This window comes from Clostridium bowmanii, from assembly GCF_018861315.1.
Lineage (GTDB): Bacteria > Bacillota > Clostridia > Clostridiales > Clostridiaceae > Clostridium_AD > Clostridium_AD bowmanii.
In genome coordinates, this window is sequence record NZ_JAHLDL010000052.1 from 1 (window position 1) to 22,244 (window position 22,244).

At 31.7% G+C, this 22,244-nt stretch carries 16 protein-coding genes and 2 tRNA genes; 15 read left to right on the forward strand and 3 right to left on the reverse strand.

All coding sequences use genetic code 11. The annotated features are described in order from the left end of the window. The 7 genes from KPL51_RS21450 to argH all read left to right on the forward strand — a co-directional run. Window positions 1-488, forward strand: a 488-nt coding sequence (locus KPL51_RS21450; protein ID WP_216166195.1) for a glutamine amidotransferase-related protein, incomplete at its 5' end; no start/stop codon positions are given. Beyond that, window positions 475-3,681, forward strand: a complete 3,207-nt coding sequence (gene carB / locus KPL51_RS21455; protein ID WP_216166203.1) for a carbamoyl-phosphate synthase large subunit — start codon at window positions 475-477, stop codon at window positions 3,679-3,681. The genes KPL51_RS21450 and carB, both read left to right, overlap by 14 nt. 287 nt (window positions 3,682-3,968) lie before the next feature. Further along, the gene (locus KPL51_RS21460; protein WP_216166205.1) at window positions 3,969-4,760 is read left to right on the forward strand and encodes an ABC transporter substrate-binding protein; all 792 of its coding nucleotides are present in this window, start codon (window positions 3,969-3,971) and stop codon (window positions 4,758-4,760) included. Between the two features lie 20 nt (window positions 4,761-4,780). Beyond that, on the forward strand, window positions 4,781-5,428 hold the full coding sequence (locus KPL51_RS21465; protein ID WP_216166207.1) for an amino acid ABC transporter permease: 648 nt from the start codon (window positions 4,781-4,783) through the stop codon (window positions 5,426-5,428). Between the two features lie 15 nt (window positions 5,429-5,443). After that, window positions 5,444-6,175, forward strand: coding sequence for an amino acid ABC transporter ATP-binding protein (locus tag KPL51_RS21470; protein ID WP_280526779.1), 732 nt, complete (start codon window positions 5,444-5,446; stop codon window positions 6,173-6,175). A 73-nt stretch (window positions 6,176-6,248) separates the two neighbouring features. Continuing rightward, window positions 6,249-7,451, forward strand: coding sequence for an argininosuccinate synthase (locus KPL51_RS21475; RefSeq protein ID WP_216166229.1), 1,203 nt, complete (start codon window positions 6,249-6,251; stop codon window positions 7,449-7,451). A gap of 42 nt (window positions 7,452-7,493) precedes the next feature. Next, window positions 7,494-8,807 carry an argininosuccinate lyase gene (gene argH, locus KPL51_RS21480; RefSeq protein WP_216166210.1) on the forward strand — a complete coding sequence of 438 codons (1,314 nt, stop codon included), beginning with the start codon at window positions 7,494-7,496 and terminating at the stop codon, window positions 8,805-8,807. Between the two features lie 120 nt (window positions 8,808-8,927). On the opposite strand, the gene KPL51_RS21485 is transcribed toward argH, so the two are convergent. Further along, window positions 8,928-9,788, reverse strand: coding sequence for an SDR family oxidoreductase (locus tag KPL51_RS21485; protein ID WP_216166211.1), 861 nt, complete (start codon window positions 9,786-9,788; stop codon window positions 8,928-8,930). A 126-nt stretch (window positions 9,789-9,914) separates the two neighbouring features. Beyond that, window positions 9,915-10,925, reverse strand: coding sequence for a patatin-like phospholipase family protein (locus KPL51_RS21490; protein ID WP_216166212.1), 1,011 nt, complete (start codon window positions 10,923-10,925; stop codon window positions 9,915-9,917). Between the two features lie 136 nt (window positions 10,926-11,061). Between KPL51_RS21490 and KPL51_RS21495 the strand changes: the two genes are divergently transcribed. The 5 genes from KPL51_RS21495 (at window position 11,062) to KPL51_RS21515 (ending at window position 15,792) form a co-directional block, all read left to right on the forward strand. Then, complete coding sequence (locus KPL51_RS21495) at window positions 11,062-11,361, forward strand: hypothetical protein (RefSeq protein ID WP_216166214.1); 300 nt, start codon at window positions 11,062-11,064, stop codon at window positions 11,359-11,361. A 326-nt stretch (window positions 11,362-11,687) separates the two neighbouring features. After that, window positions 11,688-11,870 carry an alpha/beta-type small acid-soluble spore protein gene (locus KPL51_RS21500; protein ID WP_216166216.1) on the forward strand — a complete coding sequence of 61 codons (183 nt, stop codon included), beginning with the start codon at window positions 11,688-11,690 and terminating at the stop codon, window positions 11,868-11,870. Between the two features lie 169 nt (window positions 11,871-12,039). Beyond that, window positions 12,040-12,114, forward strand: a tRNA-Glu gene (locus tag KPL51_RS21505). Between the two features lie 18 nt (window positions 12,115-12,132). After that, window positions 12,133-12,207, forward strand: a tRNA-Gln gene (locus KPL51_RS21510). A gap of 321 nt (window positions 12,208-12,528) precedes the next feature. Then, entirely contained in the window at window positions 12,529-15,792 is a 3,264-nt protein-coding gene (locus tag KPL51_RS21515; RefSeq protein WP_224854632.1) for a DEAD/DEAH box helicase, read from the forward strand. Window positions 15,793-15,913: 121 nt separating this feature from the next. Here KPL51_RS21515 and KPL51_RS21520 read toward each other — a convergent pair whose 3' ends face one another. Beyond that, window positions 15,914-16,738 (reverse strand): MBL fold metallo-hydrolase, encoded by an 825-nt coding sequence (locus KPL51_RS21520; RefSeq protein ID WP_216166220.1) that lies wholly within the window; start codon window positions 16,736-16,738, stop codon window positions 15,914-15,916. A gap of 298 nt (window positions 16,739-17,036) precedes the next feature. Here KPL51_RS21520 and KPL51_RS21525 point away from each other — a divergent pair, with 298 nt between their 5' ends. The 3 genes from KPL51_RS21525 (at window position 17,037) to KPL51_RS21535 (ending at window position 22,105) form a co-directional block, all read left to right on the forward strand. Then, a complete protein-coding gene (locus tag KPL51_RS21525; protein WP_216166222.1) occupies window positions 17,037-18,515 on the forward strand; it encodes a Na+/H+ antiporter NhaC family protein in 1,479 nt (492 codons plus the stop codon). A gap of 397 nt (window positions 18,516-18,912) precedes the next feature. Then, window positions 18,913-19,830, forward strand: a complete 918-nt coding sequence (locus KPL51_RS21530; protein WP_216166224.1) for a DUF4349 domain-containing protein — start codon at window positions 18,913-18,915, stop codon at window positions 19,828-19,830. Between the two features lie 244 nt (window positions 19,831-20,074). Beyond that, window positions 20,075-22,105, forward strand: coding sequence for a methyl-accepting chemotaxis protein (locus KPL51_RS21535; protein WP_216166225.1), 2,031 nt, complete (start codon window positions 20,075-20,077; stop codon window positions 22,103-22,105). Window positions 22,106-22,244 lie beyond the last annotated feature (139 nt).

The following is a 22,244-nucleotide window of genomic DNA, read 5'->3' on the forward strand; positions in this document are numbered from 1 at the left end:
TTCCTGCAGATGTTTCATCTCAGCAAATATTAAAGGTTAATCCAGATTTAATATTTTTATCAAATGGACCTGGAGATCCAGAAGATTTAGGAGAGGTAATAAAGATGCTGAAAGAAATTATAGGAAAAAAACCTATAGTTGGGATTTGCCTAGGTCATCAACTTTTAGCCTTAGCCCTTGGAGGTAAAACTAAAAAACTTAAATTTGGGCATAGAGGGTGTAATCATCCTGTTAAAGATATAAAAGAGAATAAGGTTTATATTACCTCACAAAACCATGGATATTATGTAAGTGAACTGCCGCAAAATATGGAGGTTACTCATGTAAGTGTAAATGACGGAACCATAGAAGGAATGAAACATAAGACTATGCCTATATTTTCTGTGCAGTTCCATCCGGAAGCTTGCCCAGGACCTAAGGATATAGATGTTATTTTTGATAAATTTCTTTCGGACAACATAGAGGAGGATTCATATGCCATTAGATAAAAGCATTAAAAAAGTATTAGTAATTGGATCAGGCCCAATAATAATAGGCCAGGCTGCTGAATTTGATTATTCTGGAACCCAAGCTTGCCAAGCATTAAAAGAAGAAGGAGTAGAAGTTGTACTTGTAAATAGCAATCCAGCAACAATAATGACAGATAAAGAGGTGGCAGGCATAGTTTATATAGAGCCACTAACTATAGAATTTTTAGAAAAAATTATTGATAAGGAAAGACCAGATAGTTTACTTGCAGGAATGGGAGGGCAAACTGCATTGAATTTAGCCGTGGAGCTAGCTAATAATGGGATTTTAGATAAATACAATGTAAGAGTAATCGGAACCTCAATAGAAGCCATAAAAAAAGGTGAGGATAGAGAAATCTTTAGAAACCTTATGCAGGAGATTAATCAGCCAGTGGTAGAAAGTGCAATTGTTACAAAAATACAAGATGGTTTAAAATTTGCAGGCGAAATAGGATACCCTGTAATTGTAAGACCAGCCTATACATTAGGTGGAAGTGGTGGAGGAATTGCTGAGTCTGAAGATGAACTCGTTGAAATTTTAGAACTTGGTTTACAATTAAGTTCTATCGGTCAGGTGCTTTTAGAAAAGAGCATTAAAGGATGGAAGGAAATAGAATACGAGGTCATGAGAGATGCCCGTAGTAATTGTATTTGTGTATGCAACATGGAAAATATAGATCCTGTAGGAATACATACAGGAGATAGCATTGTGGTAGCACCAAGTCAAACTCTTTCAGATAAAGAATACCAAATGCTTAGAAGTGCATCCATAGATATTATAAACAATGTAGGAATAGAGGGTGGCTGTAATGTTCAACTTGCTCTTCACCCAAAAAGCTTTGAGTATGCAGTTATAGAAATAAACCCAAGGGTAAGTAGGTCCTCTGCACTAGCTTCAAAGGCCACAGGCTACCCCATTGCAAAAGTGGCGGCGAAGATAGCACTAGGATATGCACTAGATGAGATAAAAAATGCAGTTACACAAAAAACTTATGCATGTTTTGAGCCTGCGTTAGACTATGTGGTAGTAAAAATACCTAAATGGCCCTTTGACAAGTTTCAGGGAGCAAATAGAGTTTTAGGTACGAAGATGATGGCTACAGGTGAAATAATGTCAATTGGAAGCAATTTTGAGGCAGCTCTATTAAAAGGAATTCGCTCACTCGAAATCGGGAAATATTCACTGCAATATGATGCCTTATCACAAAAAAGTCTGCAAGAATTAAAAGAGAGAGTTACGGCTCCGGATGATGAAAGAATATTTCATTTAGCTGAAATGCTCAGACGTGAGTATATGGTGGAAAAGGTTTCAGAAATCACAGGTATAGATAAATTTTTTGTAAATAAAATTAAGTGGATAGTAGATGAAGAGGAAAAGATAAAAAATTCCACCCTAGGAGATATGAATAAAGATTGGTTACAATTATTAAAGAAAAAAGGATTCTCTGATAAAGGGATTGCAGATTTATTAGGGGTTAAGCCAAATGTAGTGTACGAACTTAGAAATATATGGAACATTAAGCCTGTCTATAAAATGGTAGATACTTGTGCTGGAGAATTTGAGGCCTTATCACCTTACTACTACTCAACCTATGATGAATATGATGAGGTGAAGGTAAGCCACAGACAGAAGGTTATGGTAATAGGCTCAGGTCCTATAAGAATAGGACAGGGAATTGAGTTTGATTATGCATCTGTTCAAAGTGTAATTGCTCTTAGAAAGCTAGGAATTGAGACTATAATAGTAAATAATAACCCAGAGACAGTAAGTACAGACTTTAATATTTCAGATAAATTATATTTTGAACCATTAACAGAGGAAGAAGTGTTAAATATTGTTGAAAAAGAGCATCCAGATGGAGTTATACTACAATTTGGAGGCCAAACAGCTATTAATCTTGCTGAATTCTTAAAGGAAAAAAACATACCTATATATGGAACTAAGCCTGAGCAAATAGATACAGCAGAGGATAGAGAAAAATTTGATGCACTATTAGAAAAATTAGATATTAATAGACCAAAGGGAAAAGCAGTTTGGAATTTAAAAGAAGGATTAAAAGAGGCTAAAATCATAGGTTACCCAGTACTGGTTAGACCCTCTTATGTATTAGGTGGGCAGGGAATGGAAATAACTTATGGGGAAGAGGAACTTAAGCATTACTTAGTTAATGCTTTTGAAAAGGATAAGAAAAATCCTGTTTTAATAGATAGATATTTATTGGGTAGAGAAATAGAAGTTGATGCTATTTGTGATGGCACCGAAATATTAATACCAGGTATTATGGAACATCTAGAAAGAGCAGGAGTTCACTCGGGAGATAGTATTACAATATATCCAAGTCAAAATATATCAGATGCTATAAAAGAAAAAATATTACAATATACTAAGAAAATAGCAATAGGACTAGAAGTAATAGGAATGATTAATATTCAGTTTATAGAATTTAAAAATGAATTATATATAATAGAAGTTAATCCAAGAGCTAGTCGTACGGTTCCATACATTAGTAAGGTCAGTAAAGTGCCAATAGTAGAATTGGCAACAAGGGTTATGCTAGGAGAAAAACTTGTGGATTTGGGTTATGGTAGTGGAGTGTATAGACAGCCCAAATTGGTGTCAGTTAAAGTCCCAGTATTCTCAACTCAAAAACTTCCAGAGGTTGAAGTATGTCTCGGACCGGAAATGAGATCCACAGGAGAAGTACTTGGAATAGGAAGGAACTTTGATGAAGCACTATACAAAGGTCTTGTTGCATCAGGAATGAAGATTAAAAAAGAAACGGGAGTTATCTTGGCCACTATAAACCCACAGGATTATGAAGAGTTTTTGTATATAGCCAAGGCTTTAAGTGAACTCGGTTATAGATTTATTGCAACAAAGGGTACGGCTAAGTTATTAAAAGACAATGGTCTTGAAGCCGTAGAGGTTAAAAAAATAATAGAAGGAAATCCTAACATCATTGATGTAATAAAGACAAGACAAGTAGATTTAGTAATAAATACACCTACCAAAGGAAATGATTCGAAAACAGATGGTTTTAGAATTAGAAGAACCGCTATAGAAAATAATGTTGGAATTATAACTTCGCTAGATACAGGAAAAGCCATAGTAGATCTTATGAAGAAAAAAATTATGAGTGTAGATTTAGAAGTGTTTAATATTGTAGAGTAGTGAAAAAGTAGTTTTAAATAAACCACGTAACGGTTAACTTGCCAGCGGTTACGTGGATTTTTTTATTACTATTAATGCATAATTATTATATTAAATGAATAAATATAAAGAAAAGGTATTGCATTATTATTAAAACGGGTATATAATAAATAAAAACAAGCGAGTTAAATCAATGATATAAATTAATAAATGGCTACATTACAAGTTAACAAGGTTAATGTTCATTATACATAAAAATGTATAAATATTCACAATGGGAATATATTACAAATTGGGGAGTGGTACAAATGAAAAAAATCATGTCAATTGTATTAATGGTTACTATGGCGGGTGTTTTACTTGTAGGCTGTGGCCCGAAACAGGAAAAACTTAATTCTCTACAAGTGGTTCAAAAGGCTGGCAAATTAACTATGGGACTGGATGATTCTTATCCTCCAATGGAATTTAGGGATGCTAAAAACGAATTAGTGGGTTTTGATGTGGATTTAGGAAATGAAATAGGAAAAAAATTAGGGGTGAAAACAGAGTATGTTACTACAGATTTTAATGGGATACTTTTAGCTCTTAACTCTTCGAGATTTAATGTTATACTTGCAGCTCTCAGTATTACGGATAAAAGGAAAGAAAGTATAGATTTCTCAGATAGTTATTTGATGGGTGGACAAGTTATTGCTATAAAGCAAGGAAATGCATCAATAAAAAGTTTGAAGGATTTAAAGGGCAAAATTGTAGCTTGTCAGCTAGGCTCTACAGGTGATGCTGCAGCTAGCGCAATAAAAGGATTAAAAGAAGTTAAAAAGTATGACAAAATTACAGAGGCTTTCCAAGAATTATCATCTGGGAGAGTAGATGCAGTAGTTATGGATGCTCAAGTTGGTGGATATTATGTATCAAAAAAACCCGGTGAGTATGAAGTTTTACAGGATAGAATTAGTGAAGAACCAATTGGAATTGGATTTAAAAAAGAAGATAAAGAATTAAAAACAACTGTGCAAAAAGCACTTAATGAACTTAAATCAGATGGAACTCTTTCTAAGCTTTCACAAAAATGGTTTGGATTTGACGCATATAAGAAATAGATAGCTAGGAGGAAACGAAAATGGATATAAATATTTTAAAGGATATGTTCCCTGTGTTATTAAAAGCAAGTCTAATAACATTGGAATTAACACTTATATCAGTAGTACTTGGAAGTTTAATAGGTATGTTTACAGCTATATTAAAGCTTTCGAAAAATAAGTTAATGGCCACTGTAGCAGGCTTTTATACCTGGCTCTTTAGGGGGACACCTATGCTGCTTCAATTATGGTTTTTCTATTTTGGATTGCCCTTTGTAGGAATTAAGTTTACAGCTTTTCAAGCAGCAATAATAGGACTTAGTTTAAATTCCGGAGCTTACATGGCAGAAATAATAAGAGGCGGAATACTTTCAGTAGATAAAGGACAATTTGAGGCTTGCAAGTCATTGGGTTTCACTTATTTTAATACTATGAAAAGAGTGGTGTTACCTCAAACCTTTAAAATAATTATTCCATCTGTGGGCAATGAGTTTATAACAATGCTTAAGGATACCTCTTTAGTGGCTACTATAACTATGGTGGAAGTTATGAGGTCAGCACAGCTTTTATATGCCTCAAGCTTTAGACCTATGGAAGCGTTCTTTATAGCAGGATGTTTATATCTTTTAATGACAACAATTTTTACTACAGTGTTTTCACATTATGAAAAAAAACTGTCAGTATATTAGAAGAGGTGATATGGAATGTATATGATAGAAGCTAAAAATTTAACTAAAAGATTTGGTAGCTTAACGGTATTTGAAGATTTAGATGTATTTGTTAAAAAAGGAGAAGTGCTGGTTATAATAGGGCCTTCGGGTTCGGGAAAAAGTACATTTTTAAGATGTTTAAATCACCTCGAAGAGCCTGATGCAGGAGAAGTTTTTATTGAAGGAGAAAAGCTTGATGCTAAAAACAAAACGCATATGAGAAATACTATTGAAAAAGTAGGGATGGTATTCCAAAACTTCAATTTGTTTCATAACATGACTGTACTCCAAAATGTAATTGAGGCTCCAATTACCGTTAAGCATGAAAACAAAGAAGAAGTATTAAAGAGAGTAGAGGGAATTATTGATAAGGTAGGTCTGAAAGAAAAAGTGAATGATTACCCATCAAAGTTATCGGGAGGACAAAAGCAAAGAGTAGCAATAGCAAGAGCATTAGCTATGAGACCTGACATAATGCTATTTGATGAACCAACATCTTCCTTAGACCCGGAACTTGTTGGAGAGGTTTTAGGAGCAATGAAGGACCTTGCAAAAGATGGTATGACTATGGTGGTTGTAACCCATGAAATGGGATTTGCCAAGGAAGTGGCAGATAGAGTGATCTTTATGGACGGAGGGAAAATAGTAGAAGAGGGAACACCAGAAGAATTTTTTACTGCTCCTAAAGAGCAACGTACTAAAGAGTTTTTAAATAAGATAATTTAGGGTTATGAAAATAAATAATCTTTTAAATATAAAATAAGAAAAATTGAAAGGAGATTTTAAAATGGAAAAAATAATTAAAGAAAAAGTGATTTTAGCATATTCAGGAGGACTTGATACCTCTATAATAATAGCTTGGCTTAAGGAAAACTATGATGTTGATGTTATAGCAGCATGTATTAATGTGGGGCAAGAGGATGATATGAAGGGAATTGAGCAAAAGGCTTTAAGCTCAGGAGCAGAAAAAATTTATATTGAGAATGTAACAGCTGAATTTATAAAAGAGTATGTATTTAAGGGAGTTAAAGCAAATGCTATGTATGAAGGAACTTATTTATTAGGTACAGCTTTTGCAAGACCATTAATAGCCAAAAAACTAGTAGAGATTGCTCATAAAGAAGGAGCAAAATATATATGTCACGGATGTACTGGTAAGGGAAATGATCAAGTTAGATTTGAAGTTGGCATAGCATCTATTGATCCTTCTATAAAAATTATTGCGCCTTGGAGAATTTGGGATATAAAATCAAGAGAAGATGCTATAGATTATGCGAGTGCTAGAGGGATAGAAATAGCAGTAACAAAGGAAAAAATATATTCAGTAGATCAGAACTTATGGCATGCAAGTCACGAAGGAGGAGATATTGAAGATTTAAATAATGAGCATAAAAGAAGTATGTATCTCATGGTTACACCTCCAGAAAAAGCTAAAGATGAAGCTACATATGTAGACATATACTTTGAAAAGGGAATTGTTAAAAAAATAGATGGAATAGAACTAGAGCCAATAGATATTGTTACAGTATTAAATAAAATTGGTGGAGAAAATGGAATAGGTATTATTGATATAGTAGAGAATAGACTTGTGGGAATGAAATCAAGAGGGATATATGAAACACCCGGTGGTACAATTCTTTATGCAGCCCATAAAGAGCTAGAAGAAATAACATTAGATAAGGATACACTTCATTTTAAATACACAGTAGCACAAAAATATGGAGAATTAGTATATAATGGACTTTGGTTTAGTACAATGAGAGAAGCCCTTGATGCATTTGTAGATAAGACTCAAGAAACAGTAACAGGAAACGTTAAACTAAAACTTTATAAGGGAAATATAATGTCAGCAGGTAAGCAGTCACCTAATGCTCTTTACGATGAGGGGATATCTTCCTTTGGTGCAAGTGATTTATACGATCATAAGGATGCAGAAGGATTTATAAACTTGTTTTCATTGCCAAGTAAAATTAAAGCATATAAAAATTTAAATAATATCTAAAGAAAATTACAAAATTTATAGAAGGCTTAGTAGGTGATATATATGAAACTTTGGGGTGGAAGATTTATTGAAAAAGAAAGCAGGCTTATGGAGGACTTTAATAGTTCTCTAAGCTTTGATAAAAGATTATGTTATGAAGACATAATGGGTAGTATAGCTCATGTTAAAATGCTTGCTAAATGTAGCATTTTAACAAAGGAAGAGAGTGTAACTATAGTTAATGGTCTAAATTCTATTCTTTTAGATATTCAAGAAGGTAAATTAAAAATTGAAGGTGACTATGAAGATATTCATAGTTTTATGGAGATACAACTTACAAAGCTTGTAGGCGATGTAGGTAAAAAACTTCATACAGCAAGAAGTAGAAATGATCAGGTTGCGGTGGATATGAGATTATATTCAAAACATAAAGCAGCGGAAGTTATCGATAATTTAGATGTTATTTTGTGCACTATTGAAAAAGTAGGAACTTTTAATGCTGTTATAATGCCGGGGTATACACATATGCAAAGAGCTCAGGTGGTAACCTTCAAACAACATATTATGGCTTATTATAGTATGCTTCGTCGCGATAAAAAAAGGCTTATAAGTGCTATAGAGATTATGGATGAAAATCCTCTTGGTTGTTGTGCACTAGCAGGAACAACCTATGATACAGATAGAAGTTTTACAACAAGTGAGCTTGGGTTTAAAAAACCAGTAGACAATTTTATGGATGGCGTAAGTGATAGAGATTATTTATTAGAACTTTTATCCAGTTTTTCTATAATAATGATGCACTTTAGTAGATTAAGCGAGGAATTAGTTTTATGGTCCACTAAAGAGTTTGATTTTATTGAAATTAGCGATGAATTTTCTACAGGTAGTAGTATAATGCCACAAAAAAGAAATCCAGATGCAGCAGAGTTAATAAGAGGAAAAACTGGAAGAGTGTATGGAGATTTAATGAGTCTTCTTACTACTATGAAAGGAATTCCCTTGGCCTATAATAAAGATATGCAGGAAGATAAGGAACCTTTCTTTGATGCAGTGGATACAGTTTTAAAATGCATAAAGGTTATGAATAAGATGTTAAGTAGTTTGAAAATTAAAAGTCATAATATGCATAGTGCAGTTAAAAGAGGTTTTTTAAATGCTACGGAAGCTGCAGATTATCTTGCATGCAAGGGTATGGCATTTAGAGATGCACATGGGGTTATAGGATCCATTGTGCTACACTGTGAGCAAGTGCATACTGCTATAGAAGATTTGAATTTAGAAGAACTTAAGAGCTTTAGTGAATTATTTAATGGAGACGTATATGAATTTATTGATTATGAAAATACTTTAAGCAGAGGTATAAAAAAAGAAATGTAATGTCCACTATAAGGTGGTAATATAACCTTTTTAAATAAAAATACGTAACAGGTACCCCATTACCTGTTACGTATTTTTTTTATGTTCCAAAGTCCATGTTTAAGACGGTCTAATTGATGCTTAGTAGTTAAAATCTTTAAGACAATTTTTAATACCATCTTCAGTTTTAGGAAAAATAATATCGAAATGCTTCGATTTACTATTACTTATTCGAAGATCCCGATCATGAGTTTTAAATCTTTCAGTATCTTTTTCTAAATAAATACCTGCTTTATGATCTAGTCTCATTTCTTTTAATATGAAAAAAGCTATATCATAAGTACTCATATTATTTTCACTGCCTGTGTGATAAGTACCATAGGGAAGATTAAAAATCTTATGAAAATTTTCTATCAAATCATAAACATAAGTCATTCCTCTAAATTCATTTTCAGGAAGCTTTATTCTTTTATCTTTAAGAACAGCAGATACAACATTCCATAGAATATTAGAACTTACTTTACAATTTTTTTCTGGAAAACCAAATAACCAAGTAAATCTTAAAATCCATAGTTCATCAAGAATTCCTTTTAGTTCATCTTCAGTTTTAAGTTTATGATCCCCATAAACTGTATTAGGAGTTGGAAAGTGAAGTTCATCATAGGGGCCTGATTCATTATTACCATTAAAAATTTGATCAGAACTTAAATATATTAATTTAGATTTTGCTAAACTACAGGCTTTAGCAATGTTAATTGATCCTTTTACATTTATTTCATAAGATAGCTCTGGATTTTTTTCACAGGAACCTGTGTCAGCAACAGCAGCAGCATGAACCACATAATCTGGTTTAAACACTCTGACTATTTCCAAGGTCTTGTTTTCGTTTGTTATATCAAGGTCACTATGGCCTAGTGGAAGTATTTCGTATTTATTCTTATAATATGTATAAAACCTTGATGCAAAAAAACCATTGGCACCTGTTAATAATACTTTTTTCATTGTAATCACCTCATTTTTTTTATTTGTAATTATAATATCATAGAATTTAAATTATGACTAAAAATAAAAGTATATATTGCAAGAAATTCATTGAGGCAATATATACCTTTGTTTTAATGAACCTTCCTATTTAAAAGAATTACCTCTAAGGATTTCATGCTTTTTATAATTACTTTCCCAATTTTCGAGAAACTCACGGGCGCAGACCTCACCAGAATTATATAAATCCATAACTTTTTTATAAGAAATATTAAAATCTGTGGTTTTAATATCCAGAGTATTAATTTTTACAGTACGCAGATAATCCATTTCCTTTATATAAATATCATCCTGAGCTTCTAACATAGTCTCAATAATTGAACTAGTGAAATTTAAGACGTTAGTGATTTTATGTTCACTTATTTCTTTGTTTCCTCCTAGTTTAAACCCAATGGTTGGCCAGCGAGGAATTCCATTTACATCGAAAAGCCAAACAGGGTAATTGCTTAAAATACCGCCATCAATAATTAGAGACTTTTTATTAGTATTTACATCTATCAAATTTACTGGTTGAAAAAAATAGGGAATAGACATACTCATTCTTATTGCCAAACTAACTTCCAGGTCATCTGGATTTATTCCGTATTCTGCAATGTCTTCTGGAAGTATTAGCATCTTTCCTCGGCTAATATCAGTTGCGATAATATGCAGTTTGTATTTTCTTTTATATATATTATTATTTAAAAGAATGCCCTCTTCCTGTGGAATTATTAAATCTCCAAAGGTTACTTTTTTTTTGCCTTTAATCAAAAGTTTATTAGAAAGAATTTCATCAATCCAGTTTTTCAAATAATCTCCATTAAAAATTCCTTTTTTAAAAAGCATATTGTAAAAATTAGAGAATATAGGTACATTAAAAGAATTTTTACCGGCAATTTTTTTAAAGTCTAGTTGAAGCATTAGTCTTTTTATTTCTTCAGCTGAGCAACCTATTGCAACTAGGGTAGCAATAATAGAGCCAGCTGATGTTCCAGAAATGTTTTTCCAGTGGTAATCATTATCTTCAAATGTTTTTAAGGCACCTACAAGGCCAATACCTTTAACTCCACCACCTTCAAACACAACATCTGCAAATTTTATATTATTAAGAATACCCATATAGACCACCCCTTATGAGTATTATATGATTAATGATAGCATCCTGTCATATATATATATATAAAATAAACTTGGTTTACACATTTTCTATGAAATGAATATAATAGAATATAATAATTGTTAACAGGTGAATTATATGAAAACCTTAGAAGATTACACACCTAATGAATTAGCTACTTTATCAACAATAATAGGAATTATAATTGCATCAAAATATAATGTTAATCAACAAAATGTAGTGGCAAATTTTTTATTCAGTGTAGCACAAGCTATTTTTCTAATTTCAGCTCAGATTCAAAATATACAAGCACAAGAAGAAAATCAATGTGGAGATAATGGAAAAGGTGAGTCTAATGGTAACAATGTGGATTTACAAAAACAAATAGATGAACTTAAAGAACATATAAAAAGGTTTGAAGATAGTAGGAAATCTTAAGAAAATAAACGAAATGAAAGTAATTAAGCTGGTTGTTTATTTTCATGTGCTTAATAAAGCTATGAAAATTAATATGTGTGAGAAAACATATCATTAGGATTTAATACTGGAGGAAATAATAGTTATAATACACTTTCTTACTAAAGATATAACATGGATAAATGTTAGAGTTGATATTGACAGTATAATAAAAAGTATATGAGAAAAAAATATATAAATACATTTTTTACCACGAATACCATAAAAACGATGTTATAAAATATATTAAATATGTACATTATATTAATACAACAATAAACAAATGAATTAAAAGGAGGTCACAACGTATGTCATATAGAAGTTTAGTACCAGAAGCAAAAGCAGGATTAAATAAATTTAAAATGGAAACTGCAAATCAGTTAGGAGTAAGCTTTACAGACTATAATGGTGACTTAACATCGAGACAATGTGGTTCAGTTGGTGGAGAAATGGTTAAGAAAATGGTAGAACAATACGAAAGAAACTTATAATTTTAAGTAAAATAGGGTTGCAGCAAAAGCTGTATACCCTATCTTTTTTTATTAATTATCAGAGAATGTATAGGATTTGAATGTATAATAGATAATCAATAATCTATTTGGTAAACTAATTTGACTTATGCTTCAAAAAAGGATATAATAAATCTCGTAGTGTTAATCAGGCTCCTTGGTCAAGAGGTTAAGACACCACCCTCTCACGGTGGAATCAGGGGTTCAATTCCCCTAGGAGTCACCATTTAATTTTATTTTTTATTGGGGTGTAGCCAAGTGGTAAGGCACTAGACTCTGACTCTGGCATCCGCAGGTTCGAATCCTTCCACCCCAGCCAAATTTTTTTAGGCAAATATAAAATAGTAAAATATCACTATGATTAATATAGATAATCCCAGCATAAATTTTATTTATGCTGGGATTATCTTTTTATATGCTATATAATCTAACTAAATATATTTATTAAAAATACATACAATCCTATTATAATAATTAAACAAGGTAATAGCAGTCCGTAAGTAAGCCAAGTATAAATGTTTCCTAGAAAATTTTTAATATTTTGAGTGTGTTTTTGTAGTTATGGACAGTATATAATGGTAACGTATGCTAATAAGCATAAGATACAATGATTAGAAAAATTCGTGGGGTGAAACTTTTGATGGATATTAATGAAGAGGTTATACGTGAATACAGTAATAGTGATTCTTATAAAAGCGGAGCGGAGTATTACTTAACTAATAAGGTCTCACATATTGATATAGAAATAAAAAAGCAAGAAAACTATGAGGAGACAAAGATAACTTCAAATGTTGAATCATCGAGTTTCACACAGTATAAAGTGAATGCAAGTTTTAATAATATAGCTCCATTTATAATTTATCATTGTGAATGTAATGCTTATTATAGCTATTTTGGTAAGGCAAGCATGTGTAAACATGTAGTGGCTACATTGTTAAAGTATTTCCATGAAAAAGAACAAATTATTAAAAAACAAAGGATGGGTAAAACAAATAGTTTAATAAAGCAAATAACTAACAATATAAGTACCAATTCTATAGTAAAACAATATTTAAATATAGACCTAAAGTATTATTATGATTGTAATAGTAATAACAGAAAAGTTTGTGTGGAGTTAAGAATTGGTGAAGATAAACTTTATGTAGTTAAAAACTTAAAAGAGTTTTTCGCTTGCTACAATAAAGGTGTAGATCTTATGGAATTCGGTAAAAATTTTACTTACAATCCATATATGCACTTATTTAAAGAAGGAGATTTGAATATCATAGAGCTTTTTAAAGAAGCCAGTGAACTTGAGGTGGCTGCAACTGCAGATGGAAATACGCGCAGCTCTGTAAAGTTTCTCTCTGGCAAAAGAGCTTACTTTACAGAGAGTATGGTCAGAAGACTATTTAAATGCTTAAACAATAGGGCTATAACAGCTGTAATAAAAGACCAAGTATTTACTAATGTACATGTAGTACAGGAGTCTATGCCACTAGAATTCGAAATTAATGGAGGAAATGATAAATTTGTATTAGAGCAAAAACAGCATATGCCTACCGCACTATGCAATGAAGGTGAGTTCTTCTTTTATATAGATAAAATATATGAAATACCTAAACAGCAAAGAAATGCATATTTACCACTATATAATAGATTTAAAGAAGATAATAACAATTGCATAGAATTTTACGAAGAAGAGAAAGCGAATGTAGCATCATTTTTACTTCCGACTTTGAAAAAGATAAGTAATAGAGTTACCGTAGATGCATCACTAGAAAGTGAATTTTATAATGAAGAGTTGAAGGCGATTGTTTATTTTGAAAAAAGTTCTGACAATGTAGAGGCGCTTATTACTTTTAAGTATGGAGATAGGTCCATAAATCCCTTTAATATTAGTGAAAGCAAAGCACAAGAGGGAAGGGTACTTATAAGAGATATAGAAAAGGAAATGAATATTATAAATTTATTCCACCAATTTGGATTTGTTAAAACAAATATAGGGTTTGAAGTTAAAGATGAGGGTGTGCTACTAGAGTTTTTAGTTGCGGGACTTGAAAAACTTAAGGAAGTGGCAGAGGTATATTATTCAGAAGAATTCAAGAAAATGAAGGTTCATGGAAGTTCTGGATATAAGTCAAATATAAAATTAAACAAGGAAAACCTTTTAGAATTTAACTTTAGTATTGAGGGGGTAGATAATATAGAACTTAGCAATATTTTTGGAGCCTTAAGAGAAAAAAGAAAATATTATAGGCTTAAAAATGGCAGCTTTGTATTATTGGATTCAAATAGTTTAGTTAATGTTGCAGGAATGATAGATTATCTAAATATAAAAGATAGAGATATTTCAAAGAATAAGATTTTACTTTCTAAATATAATGCCATATATATAGAAGAAAAATTAAGGCGAGAACAGATGGATTTTGTAGCTACAAATAATAAATTTAAGGAGCTTATAAGCAATGTAAAAGATGTAGGGACAATCAAAGTGGAGGTGCCTAAGACATTAGAAGGTACAATGAGAGTTTATCAAAAGGCAGGGTTTATTTGGTTAAAAACTCTTGCTAGGTGTGGATTTGGAGGGATATTAGCAGACGAAATGGGACTTGGTAAGACACTACAAGCAATAGCTTTTATTCAATCAGAAGTTGAAGAAAATGAAAATAAACAACCTTCATTGGTAGTATGCCCTACCTCTCTTGTATACAATTGGAAGGAAGAAATAGAAAAATTTGCACCATCAATAAATTGTATTGTAGTATCAGGAAATAAAAGCCAGAGGGAAGAGCAAAAGCAAAACATTGAGGATGCGGATGTAGTTATTACTTCTTATGCACTTATTAGACGCGATATTGATGACTATGAGAAGATGGTTTTTAGATATTGCTTTTTAGATGAAGCGCAGCAAATTAAAAATTTTAATTCGTTAAATGCACATTCTGTAAAAAATATAAATGCCATAGGTAAATTTGCAATTACGGGGACGCCAATTGAAAATTCTCTTACAGAGCTTTGGTCAATCTTTGACTTTATAATGCCAGGGTATCTTTTAAAACACAGTGCTTTTTCTAAAAGATATGAAGTTCCCATTGTGAAGGATGGTAGTCATAAGGCTCTTGAAGAACTAAATAATCATGTAAAGCCATTTATACTTAGGCGGACTAAAGTAGAGGTAGCAAAAGAATTGCCAGCTAAAATAGAGCATAGAATTTCAGTAGAAATGACTGAGGATCAGAAAAAATTATATATGGCCTACTTAAAAAATGCAAAAGGAGAATTAGAAGGAGATATAAAAGAAAAAGGATATAATAAAAGCAAATTTAAAATACTATCAATTTTAACAAGGTTAAGACAGATATGTTGTGATCCATCTACTTTCATAGATAATTATGCTGGAGGCAGTGGTAAAATGGAAGCTTTAGATGAAATTTTGGAAAATAGCTTAGAACAGGGGCATAGAATATTAATATTTTCTCAATTTACTAAAGTGCTGAAAAATATTTCTAAGAGGTTAGAAGATAAAGAGATAAAGCATATGTATCTAGACGGTTCAACTAAGGCGGAAAAAAGAATAGAAATGGTTAAAACTTTCAATAAAGGGGATACAGAGGTATTTTTAATCTCGCTAAAAGCAGGTGGTATGGGTATAAATCTTACAGGGGCAGATATGGTAATACATTTTGACCCTTGGTGGAATCCAGCTGTAGAAGCTCAAGCTACAGATAGAGCACATAGAATTGGCCAAAAGAAAACTGTAGAAGTGATAAAATTAATAGCAAGAGGAACTATAGAAGAAAAAATATTTAAATTGCAACAAAAGAAAAGTGAAATTATTGAAAGTGTTATAAATAATGAAACGGGAGCGGAATTATTTCTATCTCAGATGAGTCAAAATGAAATCCAAGATTTATTTATTTAAATAAGCTTAAGCAATGATTTTTATTAAAATTCTGCCCGTGGATTAATCCTATCCAGGGGCAATTTTTTTATGCTTAAAAAGAATTCATTAATTAAAGCGTTATAGATTACTTAGGAGCAATTTAAAATTTTACAGTTTGACCGATATCAATCATTTTTATGCTTCCGTCATTTATTCTTTTTAGTGTATCACAGGTAACCTCATCATTATCTTGAGCTAAAACATAGGTTTTATAATGAATTGGAATCATAAATTTAGATTTTGTCATCTTAAACATTTTGAAACTTTGCTGGGGAGTGCAATGCATCTCTGTAAACTCATCAGGCTTATAGCACCCTACAGGCATAATGGCAATATCTGCCATGAAATTTTTGTATATATCAGTATAAGCAGTATCACCAGCAAAAAAAATTTTTTTCTCATTATTTTCAATTATATATGAATTACTATCAACTTTAATGCCCCAAGGATATCTTCTACCATCATGATTTGCTTTTAAAGCCGTTATCTTTATGTTATTATCACTGTATATTTCATTCGGGGTTAGAAGAACTATATTTTTAAATCTTAATATTTTTAAAGGGATCCTTAGATTTTTAGGAGCAATAACTATTGCACTTTTATTCAATTTTCTTAGAGTATTGTAATTCATATGATCCATATGCCCATGAGACAATAATATATAATCAATATTAAGAGAAGCTAAGTTTAAAGATGGTCTAATTAATCTCTTTAGTTGACCAAGGTTTATACTGGTTACAGGATCAGTTACTATGATTTTTCCAAATAAATTAATAACTACAGTAGCATGACCAACCCAATGGATAGAATTTGTTACTACGGGTTCGGAATATGGAGTAAGAATATGCTTAAAGTACAACTTAAAGTTTCTACGATGCAATTGATACATATATCCAAAGATTTTAGTAAGTTTAATAAAGCTCATTTTATACCTCTTAACTTTTATTGTGCTGTTATAATATAGTACAAATTTTAAAAAAAAACATCTAAAAGAATTATACCACAATATGCTAAAGTTATACTGCGTAAAAATATGACCAGGTAATTAATAATCTGTTATTATTACAATATATAGAAAATATAGTGCGAAATTGATAGAATTATAAATAATTATATCAATTAATAGATGAAACAATCGAAATATAAGAAAAAATAGTATATAATATGGTGTACTCAAAATAGTTTGTAAGATGTTAAAAAAAATCCGAATGGGGGACTTATACATGATTGCTTTATTAAAATTATCGCCAGTGTTTGTTATGGCAGGACTCATGATATCGGGAATGGATGCATTATTGGCTGCACCAATTGCAACTATTTATGCAGCTATGGTTGCATCTTTGGTATGTAAATTTAAGTTTAATGACATTGTTGATGGTGCAGTGGAAAATGTAAAAGAAATGCAATTAGTTTTCTTCATATTAATGGCAGCTTATGCAATGGCAGAGGCTTTTATGGCAACAGGAGTTGGCGCATCAATAATTAATTTTTCATTAACCCTTGGATTAACTGCTAGAACTGTAGCTGTTACAGGATTCTTGGTTACGGCAGTGCTTTCAGTTGCAACTGGAACTTCCTGGGGAACTTTCGCGGCCTGTGCTCCAATTTTTTTATGGCTAAACCATATATTGGGAGGCAACATCTTACTTACTACAGCAGCAATTGCTGGTGGAGCTTGTTTTGGAGATAATATAGGACTTATTTCTGATACAACAGTAGTAAGTTCAGGTATCCAAAAGGTTGAAGTTATTCATAGAATAAGGCATCAAGGAGTATGGTCTCTTATATGCTTAACGATAACTGCAATTATATTCTACGGAGTAAGCATTGGGATGGGACTTCCAACAGTAGCTGGTAATGCAGGGCAAGCGATAAATCAAATTCCAAAAGAAGTGTGGGTATCACTTGAAAAAGCTAGACCATCTGCGGTTGAACTTTTAAATCAAGTTAAAACAGGAGTTCCAGGTTATATGATAATCCCATTATTAATTGTACTTGTAGTAGCTATTAAAGGACTTCCAACACTTGCATGTTTGGGACTTGGAATAGTGGCTTCACTAATTCTTGGACTCACAGCAGGAACAGTGGAATCAGTAACTCAATTTTTAGAATTAATGAAAACAGGATTCTCAGATGCAGGTTCTTGGGTTATTGTAATGATGATGTGGGTTGGTGCATTTGGAGGTATTATGGGAAAAATGGATGCGTTTGCACCATTATCAAAATTTGTTTCTAATATTTCTAGAAATGTACGTGAACTTATGTTTTGGAATGGAATGTTATCAATTTTAGGAAATGCCGCATTAGCAGATGAAATGGCACAAATAGTAACAGTTGGACCTATAATCAAAAGCTTACTTGAGGATAATGTTGAGGGTAGTGAAGAAGATATGTATACTCTACATTTAAGAAATGCTACTTTCTCCGATGCTCTTGGAGTATTTGGATCCCAGCTTATTCCATGGCATGTTTACATAGGGTTCTATGTGGGAATAGCTTCAGCAGTTTATCCCCTTCATAAGTTTATACCTCTTGATATAATAAAATATAATTTTATGGCTATGGTAGCAGTAGGTTCATTATTATTACTTACTTTAACTGGCCTAGATAGATTTATACCATTATTTAAATTACCTGTGGAACCTAATGTTAAATTAAAGAAAAGCATTGAGGAGAAAAGTACTGAGGATTTATCGGCATAAATATAGTATTAAATAATAGATGGATTTTAGAAAGCACTATACTGTGACTATACAGAATAGTGCTTTTGCTTATTATAGGGGCATTATTGAACATTAAGGAAAAGAAAACTATAGCAGGTAGATGATTTCATTAATTAACATATAGTACATCTTTAAGAAGTGTTAATTTAAAATTATTAAATCTCAAAGGGCTTTTCTTTGAGAATAAATAAAATACTTCTTTGTTACTGACAGTTTTTTCTCTAGAAATCACACATAAAGTACCCCCTTCAATATATTAATATTCACAATTAACAATAAGGGTGATATAATCATTTTTTTTATTTTTGAAACGTGGCTTTTTACAAGAATATTACGTATAATCTATATATAGATAATTTAAGGGGGGGGGGAATTTATGAAAAGAAAATTTAAAAGTATAGCAGCAATACTAATGTTAATAATAATAATAATTGGTGTTACAGTTGCGGGGTGCGGGGCTAAAAAATCAACTTCAAGCCCTGAAAGCAAAGCTAGCATGGATGTTTCAAAGGGGGATAGTGGATTCGGAAACAGCGGTGCCGCTACTTCAAATGAAACTGCTAAGACAAAGACTGATTCAAAGAATAATATAAACGCGTCTTTACAGGGGCAAGGTAAGATAATAAGAAATGGAATAATACAGATGGAAACACTGAACTTTGACGTAGCAGTAAAGAAGATTTTAAATAAGACGAGTAGTATGGGAGCCTATGTGCAAAGTTCTAATGTTTCAGGTACAAGTATTGAAGCAAAGTTATCTGAGCAAAGCAGAAGAGGTACATTTATATTAAGGATTCCTAAGACGAAATTTGACAGTTTTATACTAGACATTGGCAGTTTAGGGAGCATAACAAGTAAGCAGATTTCAACGGAGGATGTAACCTCTGCATATTTTGATACTCAAGCTCATTTAAAATCACTAACTATTCAAGAGGAAAGATTAATAGAACTTTTAAAGAAAACAGGTGAACTCAAAGATATAATAGTATTGGAAAAGGAATTGACTAGTGTTAGATATGAAATTGAAAGTTTAACAGGCAATTTAAAAAAATGGGATAACTTAATAGACTTTTGTACATTAAATATAGAGATAGCTGAAGTTCATAAGATCAAAGAAAATCCTGTGTCGTTTATAGACAAAATTGCAAATGGGTTTGTATCCTCAGTGAAGTCCTTAGTTGATTTTAGTAAAGAATTTGTTGTAGTTTTATCTATATTGATACCTTATTTAGTTGTTTTATCGATTATACTATTAATAGGTATATATATATATAAGCATAGAAAAAAAAGTTGATATAAGAGTTTTAATGTAAAATATCAATATAAAGATGGTTTACTTTAAGAAGTATATATTTTACTTCTTTTTTTTGTTGTAAATGACTTTTTAAGGATATTATTTAAATGCATTTTTTTACATTATTATTAATAAAAGTATAATAAATAATAGAAAAATGAAAAAATATATAATATTTACTAAAGAATAAGAAAAATAAATCGAAATATATAATAATATCAAAAGATGAAGCGGGGGTTATTTTATGAAAAAAAGAATATTCGATAAAAATGGGTTAAGAAAACCTAAAGGTAAAAAATTGAGTTTTCAGTTAATATCATTGCTTATATTGGCAGCATTTTTACCTATACTATTAGTCTCTTTGGGCACATATTACAGTTTATCGAATAATTTAAAGAACGAATTTGACAGCAATGCAAATCAAACCACATCAAGAGTAAACGAGGCTATAGATTCATTGTACAAAGCCAACTACGAATCTACAGATATGTTATCCAATGATCCAAATGCCATAATGATTAAAACAAATCCTGATTCTGAGCAATGGTTAATGAAAAGCCTTGAGGGATTTTTAAAAACTCATCCTAATACATTAGGTATATATCTTGGAACTGTAGACAAGAAAATGTACCTTGAACCTAAGAGTGACTTACCTGCCGATTATAATCCTACTTCAAGAGGGTGGTATAAGGATGCGCTTAATAATGAGGGCAAAGTAATTGCAACTAACCCATATCAGGATGCTATCACTAAAAAATATATAATGACTTTTGCTAAAACAGTTAAAGATAACCAAGATAAAATTGTAGGTGTGGTTGGTCTAGATATAGACTTAGAATTAATCTCAAGTATGGTTGAAGGTGTTAAATTAGGCAATAGTGGTTTCTCAGCTGTATTAGATAGTACAGGGACCATTATAGCACACAAAGATAAAGCTCTGTTAGGGAAAAATTTAAAACAAGAAACTTGGATAAAAAACATTATGGACTCCAAGGAAAATAAGTTTTCATTAAATATTTATGGAGAGAAATATTTAGTTTATAAAGCTTTAGACGAAAAAACTAAGTTAACTACAGTAGGATTTATACCAACAGCAGAACAAGCGGCAAAGATAATGGAAGGATTAACAGTACCAATTATAGTTTTAGTATTATCACTTATATTTGTAATTATAGTGGGAACTTTATTTTCTGGTAAAATAACAAAACCCATGGAAAAATTAATTAATGTCTTAGCAAAAATTAAGGATGGCGATTTCACTCAAAGGGTGAATCAAAATAATAATGCTAGTTTAGAAATCCAACAAATTATTGGTTCGGTAAATAATATGATAGAGGATATGGTTATAGTTTTAGGAAATGTAGTAGAGAGTTCAACTAAAGTTAAGGAATCGGCAGAGTCATTGGCCGCGACTACCCAGGAATCTAATGCTGTAGGGGATGAAGTTGCAAGAGCAGTGCAGCAAATTGCGCAAGGAGCAAATGAGCAGTCTCAAATTTTAGAGGAGAGTGTTAATTATTCCACTACCTTAGGAGAAGAAGTAAATAAGACCACTATTAATGCTAAAAATATGATGAAAGCATCTTTAGAGGTTAAACAATCAACAGAAGAAGGGATTATTGTTGTTAATAATTTAAGAAGTGTATTTGAAGAAAATACAAAAGCTAATGATGAGGTAGCTAGGAAGGTAGAAATTTTAGCTGAAAATTCTAATAAAATTAGTGCTATAACCGATACTATAAAAGCAATAACAGAGCAAACAAATTTATTAGCATTAAATGCTAGTATAGAAGCAGCAAGAGCAGGAGAAGCAGGAAGAGGCTTTGCAGTTGTTGCAGATGAGGTAAGAAAACTTGCAGAGCAATCTTCAGTTTCAGCTTCTGAAATTGATAAGGTGATAAACGTAATAAGGGCAAGTGTTAATGGGGTACTGGAGCAAATAATATATTCTAAAGAGTTAGACACTAAAACTGGTAGATGTGTTCAATCTACTAATGATACATTCAAGAAGATTGAAGGAGCAATGGAATTACTTCAAAAGGATATGGATAGTGTAGATAATTCATTAAAAGAAATAAATAATTATAAAGATAAGGTAAGCGAAAAAATTGAAAGTGCAGCATCTGTATCACAAGAGACGGCAGCGACTTCTGAAGAGGTAAGTGCATCAACGGAGCAGCAAGCCGCAGGGCTTCAAGAAATAGTAGGTGCTGCAGAAAATTTAAATGTTCTTGCTGAGAATTTAAGAGAAAGCATTAGTAAATTTAAAATATAATAAAGTTTGATTTCAAAAGCACCTAGCTGTTTGAACTAGGTGCTTTTCTTAGTGCGCCCGGCATGGGCGTTTACTCGTCGGTGAAAGTCCGATACGGGGGCTGATAGTGCCAACCGTTAGCTTAAGACAAGGGTGTCCT

Coding starts and splice junctions, on each gene's coding strand:
- KPL51_RS21525 (WP_216166222.1), top strand. CDS start 17,037: ATGATTGCTTTATTAAAATTATCGCCAGTGTTTGTTATGGCAGGACTC.
- argH (WP_216166210.1), top strand. CDS start 7,494: ATGAAACTTTGGGGTGGAAGATTTATTGAAAAAGAAAGCAGGCTTATG.
- KPL51_RS21490 (WP_216166212.1), bottom strand. CDS start 10,925: ATGGGTATTCTTAATAATATAAAATTTGCAGATGTTGTGTTTGAAGGT.
- carB (WP_216166203.1), top strand. CDS start 475: ATGCCATTAGATAAAAGCATTAAAAAAGTATTAGTAATTGGATCAGGC.
- KPL51_RS21465 (WP_216166207.1), top strand. CDS start 4,781: ATGGATATAAATATTTTAAAGGATATGTTCCCTGTGTTATTAAAAGCA.
- KPL51_RS21485 (WP_216166211.1), bottom strand. CDS start 9,788: ATGAAAAAAGTATTATTAACAGGTGCCAATGGTTTTTTTGCATCAAGG.
- KPL51_RS21470 (WP_280526779.1), top strand. CDS start 5,444: ATGTATATGATAGAAGCTAAAAATTTAACTAAAAGATTTGGTAGCTTA.
- KPL51_RS21460 (WP_216166205.1), top strand. CDS start 3,969: ATGAAAAAAATCATGTCAATTGTATTAATGGTTACTATGGCGGGTGTT.
- KPL51_RS21500 (WP_216166216.1), top strand. CDS start 11,688: ATGTCATATAGAAGTTTAGTACCAGAAGCAAAAGCAGGATTAAATAAA.
- KPL51_RS21520 (WP_216166220.1), bottom strand. CDS start 16,738: ATGAGCTTTATTAAACTTACTAAAATCTTTGGATATATGTATCAATTG.
- KPL51_RS21495 (WP_216166214.1), top strand. CDS start 11,062: ATGAAAACCTTAGAAGATTACACACCTAATGAATTAGCTACTTTATCA.
- KPL51_RS21530 (WP_216166224.1), top strand. CDS start 18,913: ATGAAAAGAAAATTTAAAAGTATAGCAGCAATACTAATGTTAATAATA.
- KPL51_RS21535 (WP_216166225.1), top strand. CDS start 20,075: ATGAAAAAAAGAATATTCGATAAAAATGGGTTAAGAAAACCTAAAGGT.
- KPL51_RS21515 (WP_224854632.1), top strand. CDS start 12,529: ATGGATATTAATGAAGAGGTTATACGTGAATACAGTAATAGTGATTCT.